Origin of the sequence: Pedobacter sp. L105, assembly GCF_009765875.1 — a bacterium.
GTDB lineage: Bacteria > Bacteroidota > Bacteroidia > Sphingobacteriales > Sphingobacteriaceae > Pedobacter.
In genome coordinates this window covers 283,110-303,720 of the sequence record NZ_LMUP01000004.1, presented here as the reverse complement: position 1 = coordinate 303,720, position 20,611 = coordinate 283,110, and the positions used below count along the sequence as shown (strand labels likewise).

22 protein-coding genes are annotated in these 20,611 nt (G+C 42.3%); 11 read left to right on the top strand and 11 right to left on the bottom strand.

The genetic code is table 11. The features are described 5' to 3' along the window. Positions 1-209: 209 nt before the first annotated feature. Complete coding sequence (locus GSQ84_RS06465) at positions 210-896, bottom strand: restriction endonuclease (RefSeq protein ID WP_158796441.1); 687 nt, start codon at positions 894-896, stop codon at positions 210-212. Between the two features lie 567 nt (positions 897-1,463). On the opposite strand from GSQ84_RS06465, the gene GSQ84_RS06460 reads away from it, so the two are divergent. From GSQ84_RS06460 to GSQ84_RS06440, 5 genes are all read left to right on the top strand, one after another. Continuing rightward, positions 1,464-1,778, top strand: coding sequence for a transposase (locus GSQ84_RS06460; RefSeq protein ID WP_158796440.1), 315 nt, complete (start codon positions 1,464-1,466; stop codon positions 1,776-1,778). Then, positions 1,763-2,536: an IS3 family transposase gene (locus GSQ84_RS06455; protein WP_158797356.1), complete on the top strand. Its 774-nt coding sequence runs from the start codon at positions 1,763-1,765 to the stop codon at positions 2,534-2,536. Before GSQ84_RS06460 ends, GSQ84_RS06455 begins: the two co-directional genes overlap by 16 nt. A gap of 540 nt (positions 2,537-3,076) precedes the next feature. After that, a complete protein-coding gene (gene ltrA, locus GSQ84_RS06450) occupies positions 3,077-4,789 on the top strand; it encodes a group II intron reverse transcriptase/maturase (RefSeq protein WP_158796439.1) in 1,713 nt (570 codons plus the stop codon). A 7-nt stretch (positions 4,790-4,796) separates the two neighbouring features. Beyond that, positions 4,797-5,039, top strand: a complete 243-nt coding sequence (locus GSQ84_RS28190) for an IS3 family transposase (RefSeq protein WP_256377527.1) — start codon at positions 4,797-4,799, stop codon at positions 5,037-5,039. A gap of 510 nt (positions 5,040-5,549) precedes the next feature. After that, the gene (locus tag GSQ84_RS06440) at positions 5,550-6,338 is read left to right on the top strand and encodes a hypothetical protein (RefSeq protein WP_158796438.1); all 789 of its coding nucleotides are present in this window, start codon (positions 5,550-5,552) and stop codon (positions 6,336-6,338) included. Between the two features lie 384 nt (positions 6,339-6,722). On the opposite strand, the gene GSQ84_RS06435 is transcribed toward GSQ84_RS06440, so the two are convergent. The 4 genes from GSQ84_RS06435 to GSQ84_RS06420 form a co-directional block, all read right to left on the bottom strand. Next, the gene (locus GSQ84_RS06435; protein WP_158796437.1) at positions 6,723-6,893 is read right to left on the bottom strand and encodes a hypothetical protein; all 171 of its coding nucleotides are present in this window, start codon (positions 6,891-6,893) and stop codon (positions 6,723-6,725) included. Positions 6,894-7,009: 116 nt separating this feature from the next. Then, positions 7,010-7,288: a GNAT family N-acetyltransferase gene (locus GSQ84_RS06430; protein ID WP_158796436.1), complete on the bottom strand. Its 279-nt coding sequence runs from the start codon at positions 7,286-7,288 to the stop codon at positions 7,010-7,012. 243 nt (positions 7,289-7,531) lie between these two features. Then, a complete protein-coding gene (locus GSQ84_RS06425; RefSeq protein WP_158796435.1) occupies positions 7,532-7,735 on the bottom strand; it encodes an aldehyde dehydrogenase family protein in 204 nt (67 codons plus the stop codon). A 404-nt stretch (positions 7,736-8,139) separates the two neighbouring features. Further along, positions 8,140-8,979 carry an AraC family transcriptional regulator gene (locus GSQ84_RS06420; RefSeq protein WP_158796434.1) on the bottom strand — a complete coding sequence of 280 codons (840 nt, stop codon included), beginning with the start codon at positions 8,977-8,979 and terminating at the stop codon, positions 8,140-8,142. Positions 8,980-9,067: 88 nt separating this feature from the next. Between GSQ84_RS06420 and GSQ84_RS06415 the strand changes: the two genes are divergently transcribed. Both GSQ84_RS06415 and GSQ84_RS06410 read left to right on the top strand, forming a co-directional pair. Then, complete coding sequence (locus GSQ84_RS06415; RefSeq protein ID WP_158796433.1) at positions 9,068-10,003, top strand: NADP-dependent oxidoreductase; 936 nt, start codon at positions 9,068-9,070, stop codon at positions 10,001-10,003. Positions 10,004-10,014: 11 nt separating this feature from the next. Further along, positions 10,015-11,115: an L-dopachrome tautomerase-related protein gene (locus GSQ84_RS06410; protein ID WP_158796432.1), complete on the top strand. Its 1,101-nt coding sequence runs from the start codon at positions 10,015-10,017 to the stop codon at positions 11,113-11,115. Positions 11,116-11,175: 60 nt separating this feature from the next. Here the strand turns inward: GSQ84_RS06410 and GSQ84_RS06405 are convergent, their stop codons facing one another. From GSQ84_RS06405 to GSQ84_RS06385, 5 genes are all read right to left on the bottom strand, one after another. Continuing rightward, positions 11,176-12,636, bottom strand: coding sequence for an aldehyde dehydrogenase (locus GSQ84_RS06405; RefSeq protein WP_158796431.1), 1,461 nt, complete (start codon positions 12,634-12,636; stop codon positions 11,176-11,178). A gap of 42 nt (positions 12,637-12,678) precedes the next feature. Next, a complete protein-coding gene (locus GSQ84_RS06400) occupies positions 12,679-13,701 on the bottom strand; it encodes an alpha/beta hydrolase (protein ID WP_158796430.1) in 1,023 nt (340 codons plus the stop codon). A 236-nt stretch (positions 13,702-13,937) separates the two neighbouring features. After that, the gene (locus GSQ84_RS06395) at positions 13,938-14,615 is read right to left on the bottom strand and encodes an epimerase (RefSeq protein ID WP_158796429.1); all 678 of its coding nucleotides are present in this window, start codon (positions 14,613-14,615) and stop codon (positions 13,938-13,940) included. Position 14,616: 1 nt separating this feature from the next. Then, positions 14,617-15,180 (bottom strand): TetR/AcrR family transcriptional regulator, encoded by a 564-nt coding sequence (locus GSQ84_RS06390; RefSeq protein ID WP_158796428.1) that lies wholly within the window; start codon positions 15,178-15,180, stop codon positions 14,617-14,619. Between the two features lie 153 nt (positions 15,181-15,333). Next, the gene (locus GSQ84_RS06385) at positions 15,334-16,119 is read right to left on the bottom strand and encodes an alpha/beta hydrolase (protein ID WP_158796427.1); all 786 of its coding nucleotides are present in this window, start codon (positions 16,117-16,119) and stop codon (positions 15,334-15,336) included. A gap of 340 nt (positions 16,120-16,459) precedes the next feature. Between GSQ84_RS06385 and GSQ84_RS06380 the strand changes: the two genes are divergently transcribed. From GSQ84_RS06380 to GSQ84_RS06365, 4 genes are all read left to right on the top strand, one after another. Beyond that, the gene (locus tag GSQ84_RS06380) at positions 16,460-17,428 is read left to right on the top strand and encodes a polysaccharide deacetylase family protein (RefSeq protein ID WP_158796426.1); all 969 of its coding nucleotides are present in this window, start codon (positions 16,460-16,462) and stop codon (positions 17,426-17,428) included. Between the two features lie 10 nt (positions 17,429-17,438). Next, positions 17,439-17,990 carry an ester cyclase gene (locus GSQ84_RS06375; RefSeq protein ID WP_158796425.1) on the top strand — a complete coding sequence of 184 codons (552 nt, stop codon included), beginning with the start codon at positions 17,439-17,441 and terminating at the stop codon, positions 17,988-17,990. Positions 17,991-18,082: 92 nt separating this feature from the next. Next, the gene (locus GSQ84_RS06370) at positions 18,083-18,556 is read left to right on the top strand and encodes an aromatic acid exporter family protein (RefSeq protein WP_158796424.1); all 474 of its coding nucleotides are present in this window, start codon (positions 18,083-18,085) and stop codon (positions 18,554-18,556) included. 29 nt (positions 18,557-18,585) lie between these two features. After that, positions 18,586-19,035: a cupin domain-containing protein gene (locus GSQ84_RS06365; protein WP_158796423.1), complete on the top strand. Its 450-nt coding sequence runs from the start codon at positions 18,586-18,588 to the stop codon at positions 19,033-19,035. 108 nt (positions 19,036-19,143) lie between these two features. Here GSQ84_RS06365 and GSQ84_RS06360 read toward each other — a convergent pair whose 3' ends face one another. After that, positions 19,144-20,610: a sigma-54 dependent transcriptional regulator gene (locus GSQ84_RS06360; RefSeq protein ID WP_158796422.1), complete on the bottom strand. Its 1,467-nt coding sequence runs from the start codon at positions 20,608-20,610 to the stop codon at positions 19,144-19,146. Position 20,611 lies beyond the last annotated feature (1 nt).

Sequence of the window (20,611 nt, the reverse complement as noted above, 5' to 3'; positions counted from 1 at the left end):
TTATTGAGGTTATTGATCGTGGAGGGGCATTTTAAAATGGTGGTGAACGGATTTCAAACCAATCTGATAATATTCAATAAACCCAGACTTTAAAGTTCTAACAATTTTTTCAAAGGGCTTATCCTAATCTCGCCGTATTTTAAGACGGGGGGAAGCATATCTATACTAAGTTGAATAAAATAAATTCATCTAAATTTAACAATATATACCTATAAGCTATTCATATGACAGGATCCTGTATAATATAACCTGCTGTTAATAATTCTCTTTGGAGAAAAATCTATATTTGATTGGATAAGCTGGGCCTCCTTCAGCCGTTGATAAAAGTCCTTACCGTTTACTAATTCGATACCAAACCTCTTTGATAATGAGTGGCAACCCGCTTGATATTCACCTGTACTGATAAATATTCCCTGATTTATGTTATTTACTAGTAATGCCCCTAAAAATGCTCTAATTTGCTCGATTTTAATTTTATTACGATACCGCTTCACCTGTACTCCAATAATATTCTTATCCTTTATTAGAAAAACGTCAATGCCAGCATCTCTAGAATAAGCAGTACAGACTGCGGAATAACCAAAATCCCTAAACACATCTGCAATAAGTTGCTCAAACTTGTATGGATGAATACTCCATCGCTCCTCATAACGTGCGACGAGGTATGATCGCAATACTGACATCGGAGTAGAGAGGTCAGCAACATCAAGATTTTTGATAACACCACAGCATTCGTAAAAATTCTGCCAGAGTTGCCAATCAGAGTCTGTATAATACAATTGTGATATCTTCCACCAGCCACAGATCATACACTGCCCAAGATAAGCGTTTTCCTTTTCAAATGAATTTTGTCTTAGTGCAAAGTATTCATCATCAAGCCCGTGAACAGACTGCATATTTCGCACGTACGATCTAAAATCCAATTTTAGTTCTTCAAATGATATATTGAATGTGGAATCTATATAATTAAAGGTTAGTGCATTTCCACAGTAGATACACTCTTGATTGTGTGGATGGTCAGTAGAATATTTTGGATTCTTATAAGTGTTATATATCGTCTTTTGCATTCTAAGAACAAGCTGTATTTAATCTTATTGAAGATACAAAAATTTGGAATTATATGAAGTCAATGCTACGACTAATTATAGGGCGTGAAGGGGGATTTTGAAATGAAGGTAAACGGATTTCAAACTTTTCTAATGATATTGGATGAATCTTAAAATTTACATAACATCCAATGCTTTGGCAAAAAAAGGCTTACCCTAAGCGCACTGTTCTATAGGAATCGCAGAACGTATTATTAATTCAAATATAATAATTTATTTTAAAAATAAATAAAAAACTATTTGATTGCTTTTGATGTAATTTCGCCAGTACTTATTTTAATATTTAACTTTATGCCCTGGACTTGCTATATTTGAGTAGACACGGAGTTAAGGGATTTACATACCTTAACAGAAATTATGTCACGAGAGAGAAAAGCATACCCGAAGGAGTTCAAACTGATGAGTGTTGAACTGAGTTACACCCGCCCAGATCTAACGACCCTTGCAAAGGAATTGGATATCAACGTCACCTTATTATATAGATGGCGGAAGGAATTTTCAAGTAAGCAAGGCAGTAGTTTCCCTGGTAATGGGAAAGTTATCCTCAGCGCAGCCGAGCAAGAAGTGGCTAATTTGAAAAAAGAACTGCGTGAAACGCAAATGGAGCGTGATATCCTAAAAAAGGCTATCAGCATTTTCTCCAAGGGCGACAACAAATATTCAGGTTCATAAAGGATCACAGTAGGATATTTTTAGTTGAGAAGATGTGTTCAGTATTAAAAGTTAGCAGAGGGGGATTTTATAAATGGACAGTAAGTAGACCTTCCAAAAGAAGTATTGAAAATCAAAAACTCGAAGCAGAAGTACTGCAGGCTTTTGAAAACAGTAAAAAAATATACGGCAGTCCCAGGATCACCCTAGAGCTCCACAAAAAAGACATTAAAATTTCCAGACCACGAGTGGCCCGAATAATGCAAAAAGCTGAACTCAGAAGTATTGTGAGAAAAAAATTCAAGATCACCACCGATTCCAGTCATAAATTTCCCGTCCCGGAAAATGTACTTGATCGAGATTTTAAACCTGGAGTGTTAGGAGCAGTTTGGGTATCTGATATTACTTATATCAGAACAAAAAAAGGATGGCTCTATCTAACCACGGTAATTGATCTTGGGGATCGAAAAATAATAGGCTGGGCCTTAAGTATGACAATGAAAGCTATTGATACAGTGATACCTGCCTTTAAAATGGCACAAGCCAGACGACCGATTACTGGGGAACTTATTTTTCATTCTGATCGTGGAGTTCAGTACGCTTGCAATGAGTTCAGTTGTTTACTGGAAAAAAATCCATTCATCATCAGGAGCATGAGTAGGAAAGGAAATTGCTGGGATAATGCAGTCGCTGAGAGCTTCTTTAAGGTGCGACCTGCAAAGGGTCGGATTGGATTGTTACACGCTGTGAAGTGTTGTAACCTACCTTTCTACAGGTAGTTGCCTAGTCGGCAAGCGTCACGAGTAATTGAGACGTTTGGGCACAGATGACAACGTAACAAATTGCGAAAAGCAAACCTCTGACACCGCAAGGCTACGGAGGTGCGGAGAGTTCTACATTCCGTATAGTGCAAGGCAAGGACGGTATGGTTAAATTAATTGAACAAGTGATAAATGCCGTTAAGGTCAACAAGCCAAATAGGACTGATAGGCTTCAGCCAAAAGGCAAAGAAGTGAGGTCAAGAGTTTTTTGAATGCTCTTGCGTAGACAAATGAAACTTCCGGCGAATAGCTTGAACCTAACCCGTCAAAAGTCAATCCGATCAACAGGGAAACCCCGTCGTTCGCCTTAAAAGGCAAGGTAACCGTAAGGAAGCCCTATGGATAGCGGGCATAGGAGGAGACAAGAAGCGAATGATAGCCTGTAATGGGTTATATAAGGGATGCAAAGATCGCCCTATGATGAAAGTCAGCTGACGTGTCTCTGGTAATTACTGGTAATAAAACATGTGAGAACTTACAATTTAAGAAGCAAAGCAAATGACTGCGAACATAAACATAGCGGGTGCGGCTCCTACACAGTTGAAATGGCAAGGCCTTAATTGGCCAAAACATTGCGCGGTGGTCAAAAAGCTCCAGGTTAGAATTGCCAAGGCAGTACAGGAAAATAGATATGGCAAGGTGAAAGCCTTACAACGTCTGTTAACCACTTCTTTATCAGCTAAAGTATTGGCTGTAAAGAAAGTTACACAAAATAAGGGCAGAAATACTCCGGGGGTCGACGGGATCATCATAAAGAGCCCCGGTGAAAAATCAGCATTAGTACGACAGCTGAAACGACGTGACTACAAGCCAAAGCCATTAAGAAGGGTTTATATTAAAAAAAAAGACGGAAAAAAGTTACGGCCTCTATCGATTCCCACAATACTGGATCGATGTCAGCAGCAACTATATTATTTTTCTGTTAACCCTGTGTCCGAAACCATATCAGATGCTAATAGTTACGGCTTCCGACCAGAACGCAATTGTGCTGATGCGATAGAACAATGTTTCATTGTATTATCACAGAAACACTCTTCACGTTGGATACTGGAAGGTGATATCAAAGGCTGTTTCGACAATATTAGCCACGAATGGATGCTCAAAAATATCTGTATGGATAAGAGTATCTTGAAAAAATGGCTTGAAGCAGGTTACATTGAAACGAATAAACTGTTTCCTACCTCCTCAGGCACTCCTCAAGGTGGTATAATTTCACCATGCCTATCCAACTTTGTTTTGGATGGAATTGAACAACTTTTGGATAATGTTTTTGGCTCAAGAAGACCCGGAATAAATGTGGTCCGCTATGCGGACGACTTTATTATAACGGCAAGCACGAAGGAGATACTAGAAGAAAAGATTAAGCCGTTATTGGTAAAATTCCTTCACGAGAGGGGATTGGAGCTTTCAAGCGAGAAGACAAAAATCACCCCTATCAATGAAGGGTTTGACTTTTTAGGACAGAATATTCGCAAATATCCATCAGGCAAGGGTAGGGAAAAACTCCTCATCAAGCCATCAAAGGAGAGTGTGAAAACATTTCTTAAGAAAGTAAGGACGATAATAAGTAAAAGCGGATCTATGAACCAATTATCACTTATTGGAATCCTCAACCCAATTATCCTTGGATGGGCAAACTATCATCGGTCAATCGTAGCCAAGGCCACGTTCGATAAAGTTGATCATGAAATCTGGTTAAAACTTTGGCGGTGGGCCAAGAGAAGGCACTCTAAAAAGGGAAGTAAATGGGTTCTTAGGAAGTACTTTACCACAAAGGATCTTAGGAGATATCGTTTTAGTGTGAAAGATAAAAGTAAAAAAGCCATTGTAGAACGTTCCCTAATTAAAACTTCCGACACCTCAATCATTCGTCATATCAAGATCAGAAGTGAAGCGAACGTTTTTTCTAAACAGTATGATGAATACTTCGAAGTAAAACGCTCCGCAAAACTAATGAACAGCAAAACAGGTATAAAAATGGTAATCTCGCTTTTTAAAAAGCAAGGCAATCGATGTGTTTGTTGTGGTGAACTGATTACAATGAGGCATAAATGGATAGTGCACCTCTTAACCAGCAGGTTAAATGGTGGAGATTACAATATTAAGAATCTCAGTATTATCCATTACAAATGTCACCGAATGGGGTTCAAAACGAAGTTTGTGTATAAACTACCGGTCACTTTGAACAAAAGTGATTTGATAATTGCCTGAGCCGGATGTGCTGAAAGGTGCAAGTCCGGTTCTTAAGGGGGAAAGGGGCAGTAATGCCCCCTACCTACCTGCCACACTTAAAGCTGAGTGTGTATATCAGCATAAGTTCACTGACAAAGAGCAGGCAGCACTTATCGTATTTGAATATATCGAGACTTGGTACAACCGTAAAAGACTACATTCTGCACTGGGGTACTTGTCCCCAGAAGAATTTGGGAGAAACTTAAATAAACAAAATATTGCCGCTTAACTAAATGTCAACTTTAATGTTGCAATTCCAGCCTCCGCCTGCAACGATTTAACACACAACTTCTAATACTTTTTCTAATAACGAAAATGATCCGGTACGACAGACCGGATCATTTTGTTTGTGAAATTTCGTTAAACACTATTGCTTGTAGATTGAGGTTAACCATGACCACCTTTTGCGATGTCCAATTGCCGCTTTGCGGCAGTTCTTCTTTTGGTGATAATGCTGTTTGGCGCTTGCGCCGAAATAGTGTAGTCTCATTTGTCATAATCTCCAAGCTATTGTCACTATAACACTATTTGTTGAGGTACTTGAAAATTAAAATCTGCTATTGCTTTTCAGAAAAAATCAATTTACTTTTGGGTGTGCTTGTTGGTAAGCCTGCTCGTCCGTGCAAAGATTTCATCATCCATCGGTTAGATAATATAACTTATACCAGGCTTATTATAGAACAACAGATTACGGACGCAAATTTTCAGATAATCGGCTTGGTTAACATAAGGATATATTATGAACCACATCGATTTTTTTAAACTTCAAGCAAAAAATCTCCATCGAGATTACAAAACCCAAAAAACTGTTTTAGATCAGAATGGCCATTCATATTTGGAATATGAACCAAAATTCTTTGACATCGATGCCATTTTCGAGGACTACGAAATCGACAACGAAAATTTCGGTCTGATGAGTGCCCAACACCTCGTAGCAAAAATGCTTAGGTTTAATAAATGGCCGGATTTAATAAACGCAACCAAGCCTGAACTGGAATTAGCAAAGCTGAAATTTATTAACCAAAATAAAATTCCTTTAGTGGAATGGGACATTCAAGTCGCGGGTGTCGAACGCGAGCATGATATAGTTTTCGACCCTTATGATGAATTAGATTACTATAAACATTGTCTTAGTCATTACGATGAATCAGTCGTATTTTATCCCACCTATCTTTTAGAAAAGAGTTTAGCCGAAATGGCTGATAATGAAAACGGCGAACCGCCGATAATCTATGACCCTGAAACAAGCATAAAAATTACATACCTTCCGTTGAGCGATGATGATCGTGCCGAATTTATTGCGGAAGCAAATAGCGAATTTGACCGAATCGCAGAACGTATGGAGCCGCAAAATCCGAAACAAACCCGTAAACTCTGGGATGCCGATAGTTATGTAAACGAATTGTTTAACGAAATAACTTTGCCGATTGACCGCGATTATGCATTATCATTGATTGGTGCTTTCCTGGTCGGGCACGTTGCCAACTTAGCTGCACAAGCAGATGAAATGGTTGCCGGGATGAATTAGCATAAGCTATCTTGTAGTTGCTTACTGGAATAAGCTTAATCACCCTCAATATAATATTAATGTTGAGGGTGATTAAGCTATTGAAACAATTTAGACAACGGTTCAACAGCAATGCAAATGGTTCTTTATAGTTAACTATTTGTACTCATTACTCATGCAATATTTTCGCAATCTGTATGGCAGATAGAATTTGTTCCTTGTTTTTCTCCCAAAGCTCGTATAATAATAGGCTGATAGAATCGCCGAACTTAACGATATCGTCCACCAATTCCCGATCAGGAGTATCGATCGCCTTTTTTAATTCCATCCGCTCGGGTATCTTGGTATTAGGATTTTTGAGATCTCGCTCAATATTCAGCGTATCACATACCCTATTCAGATAATCTAGAAGCCGGCTTTAAACGCTGCGACCACCGCTGGGTTATTAATTGCAATCACATTTTCACGCTGAAACTGGTAGCCGTCGTCAGATAGGCATTTGATATCCTGTTTCAGATAAATCTGGTAAATTTGCTCATTATAAGAAGCATTAATTACATCAATAGCTTCGCTCATGTTTCAGTGGCTTACGGTTTGGTTAATCTACCATTTTTGTAGATAATGAATATAAAGCATTTTTGAGGAATTAGCTATCCCCATATACCACCTGTTAAAGCAAATCTATTGGTGAATTAATCATTACGGATTATGGATGCATCAGTTTGAAAAAGGTCTTTAGTTCTATCAAATTGACCTTTGACGGCAAATCCAGATCTCTCCAAAACTTTCCGGGCAGCAAAATTTTCCCTATCTGCCACTGCAGCAATCACATCAATATCCTGCTTATTAATAAGTTTAAGAACCTCCGGCAAAATTTTGCTCATCAGGGAACCTCCCTGATATTCGCGTTTTATATAAAACTCAACGAAATAGGGGTATGAATTTAACTGATAATATTCCCGAACGAGCATTGGTTTTGGGAAGAATGGTTGCAGAATAATGGAATTACCTCTGTTTTCAATTATCACGAAGTTGGATTGCGCAAACTTATTGCTTTCCTTGAAAATGAATTAAAGATTTGGAATATAACCGAAAATTCAAATAAGCTTGAATTTGCTCCAAATGAATGGAGAATATTAGCTTACGAAGCCAAATAAATTACTCATTACTCATCTAACAGTGCATTAACGGCATCATAAAGTTGTTGAAGATACTTAGCCGCGCTCAGCCAGGTTTGTTTTTGAAAAAGCCTTAAAGCTGGTTTTTGCCGCCTGAATAGCGTCATTGATATCCTCTACGTTTCCTAATGCAAGCCGTCCGATAACTTCCTTATTAGATGGATTGATCAGATCTGCAAACTCTTTCCCTTTCGATTCAACGAATTTTCCATTGATATAATGGGTGCTTATGGTTTTCATAATATTGATGTTTAATAGATGAATTCTTTAGTAATAATTTTCAGCGACTGTTAGTGCTTGAATAATTACTTTACAAAAGTACCCTTAAGCAACTTTGCAAGGTTTCATAGAAAGCTCATGTTCACTTTCATAAAAAGTTCATTTATCAATCCTGGAGATGGATGATGATATATACAGGTCTTAGAGTGCCTGTTAAGGGCCTTTAAAAAATGCCCTTAACAATTCAGGCGCCAGATTTCCGCATTCATGGCATCAGTTGTCCGTGTCAGCTCATAAGTTTTTGAGCGTGATTGAAATTAATCTTTCTTTAAAAAAAATATTTGCGTACAGGAACTCAATGCCGCTTAACTATCGGGTATGGATTTAAATAAGGAGGGAAAATGAAAATTTGAGCTGCTCAAAAACTAAGAAGCGTACTGCCTCCTGTAAACAGAAGGACTTAATCCCTTGTACTTTTTGAAGATGCGGTGAAGGTGACTTTCATCTGTAAAAGAAAACTCGCGAGCGATTTCGCCAATCCTCAGGTCACTGTGTAAAAGCCTGTTTTCTATCAGCCGGAGTTTATAACGGGTGATATAATCCTGCATGGTTTCGTTGGTATGTGTTTTAAAATACCGCCCAAGATAGGATACGGAGATTCCGAAATGATTACTGATCGATTCTGCCTTTATTTTATCGGGTTCATAGATATTGGTTTGAAGATACTGGATGATATTCAAGGCCTTCTCAGCAGAATGTTCGGTCATTTGATCAGGCAGCGACTTGGTAATATTCCTGGCAACAATGACGATCAGCGTATTAACAAGCTGGTGGATCAGTTCCCTGTTATAAATATCATGACTCAGGTGTTCCCGGATAATTGCGTGTACAACAGGGTTTACGAATTCCTTATCAGATTGGGTTTTGAGGATACAGCCCGGCGTATGATTTGCATTGAGCAGAATGTATTCGAGGCGCTTTACATTGTCACCATGCAGAATATGGTTTTTAATGTAAATGTTGTTAAATCTCAGGAAGAAAAATTTGGTAGTAGTTTCCACATCAAACGAATGGCAATCCTCTGGGGTGATTAAAAACATATGGCCTGCACGGTAAGCAAATTTGTTCTTATTAATGCATTGCATCCCAGTTCCCGAAACGATGTAAACCAATTCGAAAAAGTTATGCTCATGCTCTTTTTTCGGGCACTCGTCCAGTTCTTTAACAACAATTTCAAACGGTTCGTAGAGATTTTCCCTGATCATGAAGCAAAAGTACAAAACTATAGAAAACAAGTACAAAGGATCGTGTAATACCTATGTATAATTTTGCATTATCAAGATAACAATAAAAATGAAAGCAATCATATTAAAAGAATTTGGCGGGGTAGAAAACCTGCAGATCGCTGAAATAGCAGCACCGGAAATAAAAGAAAACGAAGTATTGATCAGGGTAAAAGCCATCAGCATTAACCCGGTTGATGCTAAATCGCGCGCAGGAAAAGGCGTAGCTAAAATATTAAAGGATGAAGATCCAATCATCCTGGGTTGGGATATCAGCGGGGTCGTTGTGGGATCGAACTCAGCAAAATTCAAAGAACAAGACGAAGTGTTTGGAATGGTCAATTTTCCCGGTCATGGAAAGGCATATGCAGAATACGTAGCCGTCCCTGCCGAACAACTTGCCATCAAACCAGCAAACGTTTCTCATGAAGATGCGGCTGCCGCAACGCTTGCTGCACTTACTGCCTGGCAGAACCTGACAAAGTTTTACGAGGTTAAAAAGGGTGACCGCATATTAATACATGCAGCATCCGGTGGTGTAGGACACTATGCGGTACAAATGGCAAAACATTTAGGAGCCTACGTGATCGGCACATCATCAGCCTACAACAAAGACTTCGCAATGAGCCTCGGCCTTGATGAATTTATTGATTATAAATCACAAAAATTTCAGGAAATGGTCAGTAATATCGATATGGTACTGGATACCATCGGTGGGGATAACATTGACCCATCGCTGGACGTCACCAAAAAAGGTGGTACGGTGATCAGTATACCATCCGGACTGAATGAGGCAGTGAAAGAGAAAGCGAAAGAAAAAGGGATCAATGGTATCAACACGATGGTGGTGTCCAGCGGAACTGATATGGAAGCAATTGCCCGCTTATTAGCCGATGGTTCTGTAAAGTCTCACGTAACCGGTATTTATACCTTTGATGAAATGGACAAGGCGCACCTTCAGATAGAAAGTGGCTCAACCAGGGGTAAAGTTGTTGTATTAGTTTAAAAATCATTAACATGAAAAAAACAGCATTGATAACCCTTGCATTTTTGGGCTTAGGTACTTATAATTCCGCAGCGCAATCAACTTCGAAAACTTCCGGCAAACTTATCGATGTTTTCCAGTCAGCAAAAGTTTGGAACGGGGTAACTGTATCTGACGATGGCCGCACATTTGTATGTTATCCTGATATTGAAGGCGAAGGTGGTTTAAAAATAGCCGAATTAAAAAAAGATGGCACGCCGGTTCCTTACCCGGATGCCGGATGGAACAGCTGGAAAACAGGCGACAGAACCGAACATAAAATAGTAAGGGCAAATTCGGTACGGATCGGTCCGGATGGAAATCTATGGATAGTCGACACCGGCCAGCCCGGAATGGGTGACCGTTTCCTGCCCAGAGGCAGTAAGTTAATTGCGGTTGATCTTCATACCAATAAAGTTGTCCAGATGATCCCGCTCGATGCTGTATTAAAGCCGAAAAGTATGGCAGATGACCTGAGAATATATGGTTCGCACATTTATGTGACTGATGCGGGCGAGCCTGCGCTGATCATACTGGATAAGGTAACCGGAAAAGGCAGGCGGGTTTTGGAAGATGAAGTATCTACAACGGACAATATTCCGATGAAAGCAGAAGGCCAGATCATGACGGAAAAGAGCGGTAAGCGGGTGCATATAAACGCCGACCAGTTAGAGATCTCACCTAACGGGAAGTATATGTACTTTCAAGCGGCTTCCGGTCAATTATATAGGGTCGAAATGCAGTTCCTCAATAATCCGGAATTAAGTAAAGCGGAATTGTCTGCCAGAGTTAAAAAATGGTATGATACCCCATCCACCGGCGGTACAGCAATCGACTCAAAGGGGAACATCTATATTTCTGATGTGGATCATTCGAAGCTGTTTAAATTAACGCCGGATGGTAAAAGGGAAGAAATCCTTTCCGATTCCCGTTTGATCTGGTGTGATGCATTATGGATAGACAATAAGGGCTATTTATGGTTGCCGGTTGGCCAATTAAACAGGCTGGCTGTTTTCCAAAACGGCCATGCCACTACTAAATTTCCGGTGCATATTTATAAGTTAAAAATAAATGCTAAACCATTCAGGATTTAAGAACATAAAAAAGGCTGCTTGTAAATTTAACAAGCAGCCTTTTTTATGCTAATTAATGTTTTACATCGCTATTGCCTTTGTTTCTGTAAACGCGGCGAGTCCTGCTCCGCCAAATTCACGGCCGACACCACTTTGTTTGTATCCGCCAAAAGGGCTGTTGAAATCAGTGGCTGCACCATTGATACTGAAAGTACCGGTACGGATCTGTTTGGCGATCTCCAAACCTTTTTCCTTGTTACTGGTCCAGACAGAACCGGCCAGACCGTAAGGTGAATCATTAGCTATACGGATGGCATCTGCTTCCGTTTCATAAGGGATGATCACGATCACAGGGCCGAAGATCTCTTCACGGGCAATGCGCATTTCGTTGTTTGCATTGGTAAAAACGGTCGGTTTAATGTACCAGCCTTTTTCATATTGAGCGCCTTCTGGCTTGCCTAATCCACCGGTAGTAATCGTTGCGCCTTCCTGCACCCCAAGTTCAAGGTAAGAGTTTACGCGGTCGTACTGTGCCTTATTAAAGATCGGGCCCTGGAAAGTTTCCATGTTATTTGGATCGCCTACCGGAATCGAAGCAACCATGGCGGTCAACGCTTCGCTAATTTCCGCATAGCGGCTTTTCGGAGCAAGGATACGGGTTTGTCCTACGCAAGCCTGGCCGTTGTTGCCAAATGAATAGTATTTCAACATACCGGCGGTCATTGCTATATCCGCATCTTCCAGAATGATTGCAGCTGATTTACCGCCCAATTCGAGGCTGTAACGTTTCATTTGCTTACCTGCGATAGATGCAATCTGCTGTCCGGCACGGGTAGAACCTGTAAATGCGATCTTATCAACGCCCGCATGACTTACCAGGTATTCGCTTACTTCGCGGCCCGCAGGTACGATGCTCAGCACGCCGTCAGGTAAACCTGCCTGTTTGAATAATTCGCCTAAAGCGATGCCGTCAAGTGAGGTTTCAGGGGTAGGTTTGAACACAACCGTACAGCCGGCCAAAAGCGCCGGGATGATTTTTACCAGGGCTGATTGTTGTGGCGCATTCCAGGGAATAATAGCGGCGACAACACCTACCGGTTCCCGGCGGATAACATTGGTGCCACCTGATGCTGCGGGCTGGGTTGATTCCCATTCAAATGCTTTGGCAGCGCGTAAATAAGCGTTTGTTTGTTCGGCAAGCGCTTGCTGCAGCATGCCGGTAAACCAGATCGGTGAACCATTTTCCGCAGTAGTCAACGCGGCGAGTTCCGCTGTATGCGTACTATGTATCTCATTAAATTTTGTAATCAATGCCTGTCTTTCTTCAGGTGTAGTTTTAGGCCATGGGCCTTGGTCAAACGCTTTTCGCGCTGCGGCTACAGCCAGGTCAATATCTGCCTGCTCAGCCAGTACTGTGTAGCCGGTTATGCTTTGATCATGAGGTGACACGATGTCGACCTTGTGATCTGTTGATGGGTTAATCCATTCGCCGCCGATGAATAGCTGGTCGTATTTACGGCCGATTACTGTTGTAGTTTCCATTGTATTTATTTTTAGATGTTTTTTGGTTATGATGTAGTTGTTTTATTGTTTTTCAGTAAATTGTTTCTCAACGAATTTGGATACCGCTTTCATAGTCGCGATAGATTCCGGCATATTCCACTCCCAGTGGAAACCATGCCACATACCTTCCTGTACCAGTAATTCTGATTCTATACCTGCATTTTGTAATTTCCAGTACATCCGGATACTGTTACTTTCCAAAAGGTCACGGGTACCAGTGGTAAATACAGTTGCCGGGAAGTTTGCAGGAATGGCTGCGTAGATGGGTGATACCAAGGGGTCTTTTGCATCAGCGCCACCCAGGTAAAAGTCTTTGGCAGACCTTATAGCCAAGTCCCTGGTCACCACATCTCTTGTGTCATTCGCTACCGGGCTGTCGCCATTGCCGGATATATCAGCAGCTGGTGTAAAACAGATCTGGGCTTTCATCATCGGCAGGTGTTCCTGGTTGATCCGCTGGATCATCGAAAGGATCATTTCGCCGCCGGCAGAGCTGCTAACACCCAGCATTTTTTTCGGATCGAACTGCTTGATCAGCTCTTTGTATACGGCCAGGCTTTGGTTGATCGCCACCGGATATTTAGCTTCAGGGGCAACGGAATAGTCTATGGAATATACTTTCATCCCCAGTTTAGCCGCAACCAACAGGGCAGAACGGTCACGGGCCGTGCCCAGTGTAAATCCTCCACCGTGGATATTAAAGGCGATAACGTCTTTATAGATCGGGTTGATAACCGGTGGAGTAACGATCAGTACCGGAACGCCTGCGATCTTGGTGCTGTCTATCTTCAGATTGAACTGTTTGATCATTTTGGCTTCCTGGATCATTTCACCGGCTTCAAATTTATTTCTGCCTTCTATGATCTGCTTATCGCTGATCGGGAACCACGATGGGATAGTGTAATAGGTTGTTTTCTTCAAAAAGGCTACGGCTTCCGGACTTATGGAGGTTTCCTGGCCCGGGGTTAACTGGACCTTGTGGCTGCAGCTGCTGGCAACCAGCAATGCGGCTGCTGACATAGAATATAAGATTGCTTTTTTCATGATATTTGTTGTTTTAAATGTTAATTATTAATTGACCAGTCACTCTAATGTTGTTTCCAAAAAAATGCTTTTCAACCGTTTACCTTATTTCCTTTTTTAGTATTTAAAAGTAGTAAGATGTATTTTCAGGTCATTCATTTATTTAGGTGAATGACCCAAAACGGCCGTTAAGCTTTATATATTTCCGTTTAAATCAATTCCCCATTTTTCTTAAAACCGGGAAATGGATTGATTATTTATTTTGCCAGGATCGCAATGTCTGTTCCTTCGATAATATTTTTTTTATACCCCCACTGGGTAATATGGATCATCGCTAAGCCCACTTCCTCCAGCGTGTTAAATCCCTTGGGATAAATCAGCCTCCCGATTGGATATAACCAGTTGATATACTTATAGTAAGCATGGCTGTGTTTTAAGCCCTTCATGGGTTTGATGAATCCGGGCCTGAAGGCAAATGCCTCTTTAAATGGCAATTTCATCAGGTCGTTTTCGGTTTTCCCTTTAGTCCTAGCCCAGCTGCTTTTCCCTTGTTCGGTACTGTCTGTTCCTCCTCCTGAAACATAGCAAAAGGTCATACCGCTATTTAGCTTGCTAAGCGTTTCCCCCATTTTCATGGTCAGTGTGTAAGTGTACTTATAGTACTCCGCATCACTTTTACCTACTGAAGTAACACCCAAACAAAAAAAGCAGGCATTATAGCCGATCAGCTGATCTTCTACAGCAGACAGATCAAAAAAGTCTGCATGTATTATCTCTTTTAATTTAGGATGGCTGACACCCAGTGCTTTTCTATTGATGACCAATACAGAAGCTACATTGGGATCTTGCAGGCAAACCTGCAGAACGCCTTCACCAACCATGCCGCTTGCACCGGTAATGATCGCATTCACTTTATTATTGGTTATATTTTCCATTTTAAATGAAGATCATCGTTAATAAAAGCTCCAGGGCTTCATCCACATTATTTTGCAATTCTGCCGGGGTAAGCTTAGCTTCCAGCAGGTATTGATGCAGACCGTAAATCTGGCTGCCAACCAATTGAATGATCAGTTCCACAGGCAGGGGCTTAAGTAACTTGGCATCTATTGCTTCCTGCAGCAGGCCCAGGTGTAATTGCGTCTGACGTTCCAGCTCTTCCTTGCTTACCAGCGATAAATGCGGGGAAAAATGAAATTGCTGGATGTAATAAAACTCCTTATAATTTTGAAGTGACCATTTGATGGAATCGGCAAAGAGATATTTAAAACGGGTGCGGATATCCTTGGTTTTTTGCTGGCGTAAGGCTAAAGCATTGTTCAGGTCATTTTTTACATGAACATATAAGGCAACCGTTAATTCATCCTTGGTTTTAAAATAATGGAACAGGGTACCATTGGAAACGCCGGCCTCAGCTGCTATCTTGCTGGTAGGTGTTCCGTGGAAACCATATTCAACAAATAGCTTCAGTGCTGCGGATAATATTACTTCTGATTTTTCCATTTAATTAACTGACTGATCACTCTACAAAAATAAATATTTTATATACTGCTCCAAAATTATTTTGTCAATTTAAGGTCATTTCAAATTGAATGCTTCGCTTTTAAAATTAAGTAATTATTAGTCAACCACTTATTGATATCGTATACGTACAGTTTATTTTACTGGACTGTGAATAGCAGCATCAATAATCAACTTGGCCACTTCTTCAGGGTGAGATTCGTATACCGAGTGACTGGCCCCATCCACTTCAACTGTGGTGCTTTTCGCGCGTTTGGCATACATCCGTTCCAGGTCAGGATTGATGATACGGTCTGACTTGGCAACCATATACCAACTTGGCTTTGTTTTCCAGGCGGGGTTCTGGATGATGGCATGAAACACAACATCTGCTGCAGGCATCTGTGCGTTGGCTGCAAAATCCGCTGCGCTCTTGGAAAGGTCGGCAGCAAAGTCGGCGGCAAAATTATCAGGTGCGATGTAGTCAAAACCATCTGTGCCTTTTTGCAGTGATTTGTAGGCGGAAGGATAAAGCTTACCATTTCCGCCCTCGCTTTCCCCGCTATCGGGTGCATGGGCGGCTATATAAACCAGGCCGGCTACATGCGCATCATTACCCGCAACAGTGATAATTGCGCCGCCATAGCTATGGCCAACTAAAATGCAGGGGCCGTCCTGCATCGCGAGTATGCGTTTTACGGCTGCCACGTCCCCGTCGAAGGATGTAAGCGGTTGTTGGGTGATGCTGACTTGATAGCCTTTCTTTTTAAGGATCTCGTACACCGGCTTCCAACCGGAACCATCTACAAAAGCGCCGTGTACCAGCACGATATTTTTAATTCCGACAGGTTGCTGGGCCGCGGCATGCTGATAGCTGAAGATGCAGACGATAGACAAGCTTAATAACAGGTAATTCCTGAGTTTAAAGATCGGGTTTTTCATGGTAATGCGTTTTGAACTTTAAAGGAATGATATGCAAATCAATACACAAAAAATAAGTTCCCGAGGTGTACATATTCCCGGGGCAATCAAAGTAAATAAGATTTAAACACGTCCGTACAAGTTCATGCTCAATGGATTTCCCGTTGCTTTAGGTTTGAGGTTTACAAGCAACGCCGATTCAAAATCGATCTTAAATCCAGACAATTAATTCCCGACTGGTTTTGTACCGTTCAGGTTCCGTTTTGTCCAGCTGGGCTTGTTTCGCAAATCTTTTTCTCCGATCGCGTGGTTGTCCGCATCAAATAAGCCATAGAAGAATTCAATAATAAATTACAGCCTTATGCAAACCAGAAAAGATTTTATCAAGAACGCGGCAATAGCCGGGGCAGGCGCTTTAATGCTGCCCAACCTGCTTTCTGCCCAACCAACAACGCAAACAACTAAAGAACAACCTATGAAAAATTCAAAATGGCCGGATGGCACCCGCTTAGTAATTTCAGCTACAATGATCATGGAGGCCGGTGGCCAGCCTGACGTTGGTTTTGACAGCCCGTTCCCGAAGAACCTGGAAAACGGCTTCAAAGATCTTCCGGCTACCACCTGGTTCAATTATGGCTACAAAGAAGGTATCCCAAGATTACTGGATCTTTGGGACAAACACGGCGTTAAAGTAACCAGTCACGTGATCGGCCAGGCAGCTTTAAAAAGTCCTGATCTGGTTCGTGAAATCGTTAAACGTGGTCATGAAGTATCGGGACACGGCCAGACCTGGAGCCCGCAATACACCCTAAGCTACGATGAAGAAAAGGCCTTCATGAAGAAAGCGCAGGATACCATTAAAGAAGTTTGCGGGGTAACAACCGTAGGTTATAACTGTAACTGGCTCCGCCGCAGCCCGAACACGGCTCCGATTGTGCAGGAATTAGGCGGCTATTACCACACGGATGACCTGAGCCGCGATGAGCCGTTCCTGATCCCGATCAATGGCAAAAATTTCGCGGTAGTGCCTTACACGCTACGTTGTAACGATATTCAATTGATCGCCGGTCAATTCTTCACTTCAACACAATTTTTGGAGACCTTGAAACTGGAGTTTGATCAAATGTATAAAGAGAGTGCCAATCGTAAACTGATGATGTCATTCAGTGCGCATGACCGCATTAGCGGAACACCTCAGCAGATCAATGTGATCGATCAGTTCATCACTTATGCGCTGCAACATGAAGGAGTGAAATTTATGCGTAAGGACGATATCGCGAAAATGACGCTGGCCGATAAAAATGCATTGGTAGATACTGACTTTGTTTAATAACAGCCTCATGGAAAATTATAAAATATACGCACAATTGGCCTTCGCAGGCCTGTTGTCGCTTACCATCATCCGTTCTTCAGCACAGGAAGCCCCCGGGGACGTCCCTGTGCCAAAATCAATTACAGTTGATAAAAGCCTGTCAAAAGCCGAGGCTGACCAGCTGATCCATACCGGCAGGATGTTATATGCCTTCTGGAACACAGGTAAAGAATATTATCTTAAACAAGCGGTCTCTGAGGATTTTAAAGACAATACCCTGCCTAAGGGAAGACCGCAGGGCTACCAGGGAATTCCTTTCGCGTCGAAGAATTTCCGGAAATCAGTTCCCGATCTGAAATGCAGCATTGAAGACCTGATCATTACTAAAGACAAGATCGTTTGCCGCCAGATTTACACCGGGCACAATACCGGCCCGACAAACGGGCATCCCGCAACCGGGAATGCCATCCGTTTTTTTGCCATTGATATTTTGCATGTCCGCAACGGAAAAGTTTATGAAGACTGGCACCTGGAAGACAATGTAGCCTTCCTGGTCCAGGCGGGTGTTATTAAACTTTAACTATCTGCCAACCTGGGCAGGATACAATTCTTGTGCGGGTTGGCCTATTTTTTTATTACAGCAAATCGCCCATGTTTTACCCAACAGGAGCCATGTCAAAGCGGGACTCGATTTACCTGGTCAAATGTCTCATCGGGGCTGCAATATGCTGCGGATTATCATTCTATTTCCCGCAATACCCGCTATACTGGGCGGTGATCTCTGTGGTATTGGTTATATCTCCAAACAGGAGTAACCAGTTCGCATTTAATTATATGAAAGCAAACCTGCTTGGTGCCGTAACCGGGCTTGGTTTATTTTTCTTAAATCTGCCTGATCTGGTTACCATCCTGTTAGGCGTAACCATAGTGATCTTTCTCGGCATTGTATTAAAGATGATGAACAGTATGCGGATGGCATTGACAGGTTTTGTTATCGTAGCCATACAGGGCCAGCAAACCAGGCATTGGTATATCGCCCTCGAAAGGGTTTCCTGCGTCGTCAGTGGCTGCCTGATTGCGGTGCTGATCACGATGCTTTTTAACCTGCGAATTAAAAAAAGAGATAGCGGACGGAAGCCCGGCTGATCTGCCTGAACCTATTTTAAACGATAACTATGAAAAACACCTTCTGGCTTTTAGGAGCAAAATTAACCATAACCCTGGATGATATTTTAACTGGTTCCGGCTATGATGTGATCACCGGAATATTTGCGCCCTGCAGTGAAGTGCCGCTGCACCTGCACACGGCCTATTCAGAAACCATAATTGTACTCGAAGGGGAACAAACTATTTACACCCCGGGCAGTGAAGCCGTTTTGAAACCGGGCGATCACCTATTCATTCCTGCAGGAACGCCGCATGCCATCGTTTCATCGGGTCTGCAGCAATCCAAAGCGCTGACTATCGCCTCACCGGGTGGCTTTGCAAAACTGATCAGGACAGCCGGCATACCGGTAAATACCGATGGCAGTACGCCGGACAAGCCATTTGATATGCCTTTGTTTATGAAAGTGTCCGCTGAATTAGGTGATCAACTGCTCGGCCCGCCAGTTACACGCCCATGATACTCATGATCGCATTGAAATTGGTTCAGCTGGTTATGGTCATTTTGATCTTCACCTGCAGGGCTAAAGAAACGGACCTATATTAAACCGGAGCCGTAACAGTTGCTGTTACGGCTTTACAATGCCTAACTTTTTGATCCTGGAGTTGAGGGTCGAAACGTGGATGTCGAGCAGCTCAGCAGCCCCCCCGCCTCCGGATATTTTCCAGTTGCAGCTTTGCAGTACGGCCAGAATGTGATCTCTTTCGTTTTCAACCATCGTCTTTACTTTACTTTCGGGGACACCGTTTCTCATTCCCGGCAGATCAACTTTTTCCATGCAGCTTTGCAGTACGGCCAGAATGTGATCTCTTTCGTTTTCAACCATCGTCTTTACTTTACTTTCGGGGACACCGTTTCTCATTCCCGGCAGATCAACTTTTTCCAGTTTAGGTCCGGGCGAAACCAGGATGGTGCGAAAAATGATATTTTCCAGCTCCCTGACATTTCCGGGCCAGCCATAGTCTTCGAGGCTTTTTAAAACCGTATCCGAAACACCGGTTATATTTTTCCCGGTCTGTTTATTATAAATTGCGATAAAATGTTTGACCAGCAAAGGAATATCCGAACGGCGTTCCCGCAGTGGCGGCGGCGTGATCTGGAAAAGATTCAAACGGTAAAAAAGGTCCATCCGGAATCTCCCGGCAGCGATCTCATCTTCCAGGTTACGGTTTGTAGCAGCGATCACGCGAACGTTCACCCTTTTAATTTTCCCGCCGATGGGTTCCACTTCTTTTTCCTGCAGTACCCTTAAAAACCTGACCTGCATTTCCAGGGGCAATTCTCCGATCTCATCTAAAAAGATCGAACCGCCGTCCGCCTGCTCGAATTTACCTGTCCTTTTTTCAACAGCGCCGGTAAAGGCCCCTTTTTCATGACCGAATAATTCGGACTCTACCAGGGTAGGCGGAAGTGCGGAACAGTTAACCACAACAAAAGGACCTGACGCACGGTTACTTAACTGGTGAATATCTTTGGCAATCAGTTCCTTTCCCGTACCGCTTTCCCCACAGATCAGGACAGAAATATCGGAGCCGGAAACAATGTTGATCATCTCATACAATTCCTGCATCACTTTACTTTTCCCGACCATGCTTTTCAGTTCCGAAGAATTCGGCACAAAAGGTGATATGCCAGCTTTTCCCTGTTTGATCACCGGGTCCTGGTTTTGCCGGTGTACATAAAGGGCTACGTCGATCATCACCAGCACATCTTTTTCGCGGAAAGGTTTGACTAAAAACCCATAGGGCCTGGTCGATTTGGCCTCCTGCAGTACCTGCTTGTTGGAGTTAGCCGAAAGATAAACGAATGGAATATTTCTTTGACTTAAAGACCTGGCCAGGTCAATGCCGGTCAGGTTTCCCTGCAGGTGGATGTCCAGTAATACCAGGTCGGGCGTATCTTTTTCAATGGACTTTAAAGCAATGGCTACCGATCTGGCTATGGAGCTTACGATATAATTCGCCCGGATCAATATCCTTTCCAGGCTGTGCGCTTCTATAAACTGGTCTTCTACGATAAGTATCTTGGCCTTCATG

Excerpts from the sequence above, each read along its gene's own strand:
- GSQ84_RS06465 (WP_158796441.1), bottom strand. The coding sequence starts at position 896 with ATGCAGTCTGTTCACGGGCTTGATGATGAATACTTTGCACTAAGACAA.
- GSQ84_RS06460 (WP_158796440.1), top strand. The coding sequence starts at position 1,464 with ATGTCACGAGAGAGAAAAGCATACCCGAAGGAGTTCAAACTGATGAGT.
- ltrA (WP_158796439.1), top strand. The coding sequence starts at position 3,077 with ATGACTGCGAACATAAACATAGCGGGTGCGGCTCCTACACAGTTGAAA.
- GSQ84_RS06440 (WP_158796438.1), top strand. The coding sequence starts at position 5,550 with ATGAACCACATCGATTTTTTTAAACTTCAAGCAAAAAATCTCCATCGA.
- GSQ84_RS06435 (WP_158796437.1), bottom strand. The coding sequence starts at position 6,893 with ATGAGCGAAGCTATTGATGTAATTAATGCTTCTTATAATGAGCAAATT.
- GSQ84_RS06430 (WP_158796436.1), bottom strand. The coding sequence starts at position 7,288 with ATGCTCGTTCGGGAATATTATCAGTTAAATTCATACCCCTATTTCGTT.
- GSQ84_RS06425 (WP_158796435.1), bottom strand. The coding sequence starts at position 7,735 with ATGAAAACCATAAGCACCCATTATATCAATGGAAAATTCGTTGAATCG.
- GSQ84_RS06420 (WP_158796434.1), bottom strand. The coding sequence starts at position 8,979 with ATGATCAGGGAAAATCTCTACGAACCGTTTGAAATTGTTGTTAAAGAA.
- GSQ84_RS06415 (WP_158796433.1), top strand. The coding sequence starts at position 9,068 with ATGAAAGCAATCATATTAAAAGAATTTGGCGGGGTAGAAAACCTGCAG.
- GSQ84_RS06410 (WP_158796432.1), top strand. The coding sequence starts at position 10,015 with ATGAAAAAAACAGCATTGATAACCCTTGCATTTTTGGGCTTAGGTACT.
- GSQ84_RS06405 (WP_158796431.1), bottom strand. The coding sequence starts at position 12,636 with ATGGAAACTACAACAGTAATCGGCCGTAAATACGACCAGCTATTCATC.
- GSQ84_RS06400 (WP_158796430.1), bottom strand. The coding sequence starts at position 13,701 with ATGAAAAAAGCAATCTTATATTCTATGTCAGCAGCCGCATTGCTGGTT.
- GSQ84_RS06395 (WP_158796429.1), bottom strand. The coding sequence starts at position 14,615 with ATGGAAAATATAACCAATAATAAAGTGAATGCGATCATTACCGGTGCA.
- GSQ84_RS06390 (WP_158796428.1), bottom strand. The coding sequence starts at position 15,180 with ATGGAAAAATCAGAAGTAATATTATCCGCAGCACTGAAGCTATTTGTT.
- GSQ84_RS06385 (WP_158796427.1), bottom strand. The coding sequence starts at position 16,119 with ATGAAAAACCCGATCTTTAAACTCAGGAATTACCTGTTATTAAGCTTG.
- GSQ84_RS06380 (WP_158796426.1), top strand. The coding sequence starts at position 16,460 with ATGCAAACCAGAAAAGATTTTATCAAGAACGCGGCAATAGCCGGGGCA.
- GSQ84_RS06375 (WP_158796425.1), top strand. The coding sequence starts at position 17,439 with ATGGAAAATTATAAAATATACGCACAATTGGCCTTCGCAGGCCTGTTG.
- GSQ84_RS06370 (WP_158796424.1), top strand. The coding sequence starts at position 18,083 with ATGTCAAAGCGGGACTCGATTTACCTGGTCAAATGTCTCATCGGGGCT.
- GSQ84_RS06365 (WP_158796423.1), top strand. The coding sequence starts at position 18,586 with ATGAAAAACACCTTCTGGCTTTTAGGAGCAAAATTAACCATAACCCTG.
- GSQ84_RS06360 (WP_158796422.1), bottom strand. The coding sequence starts at position 20,610 with ATGAAGGCCAAGATACTTATCGTAGAAGACCAGTTTATAGAAGCGCAC.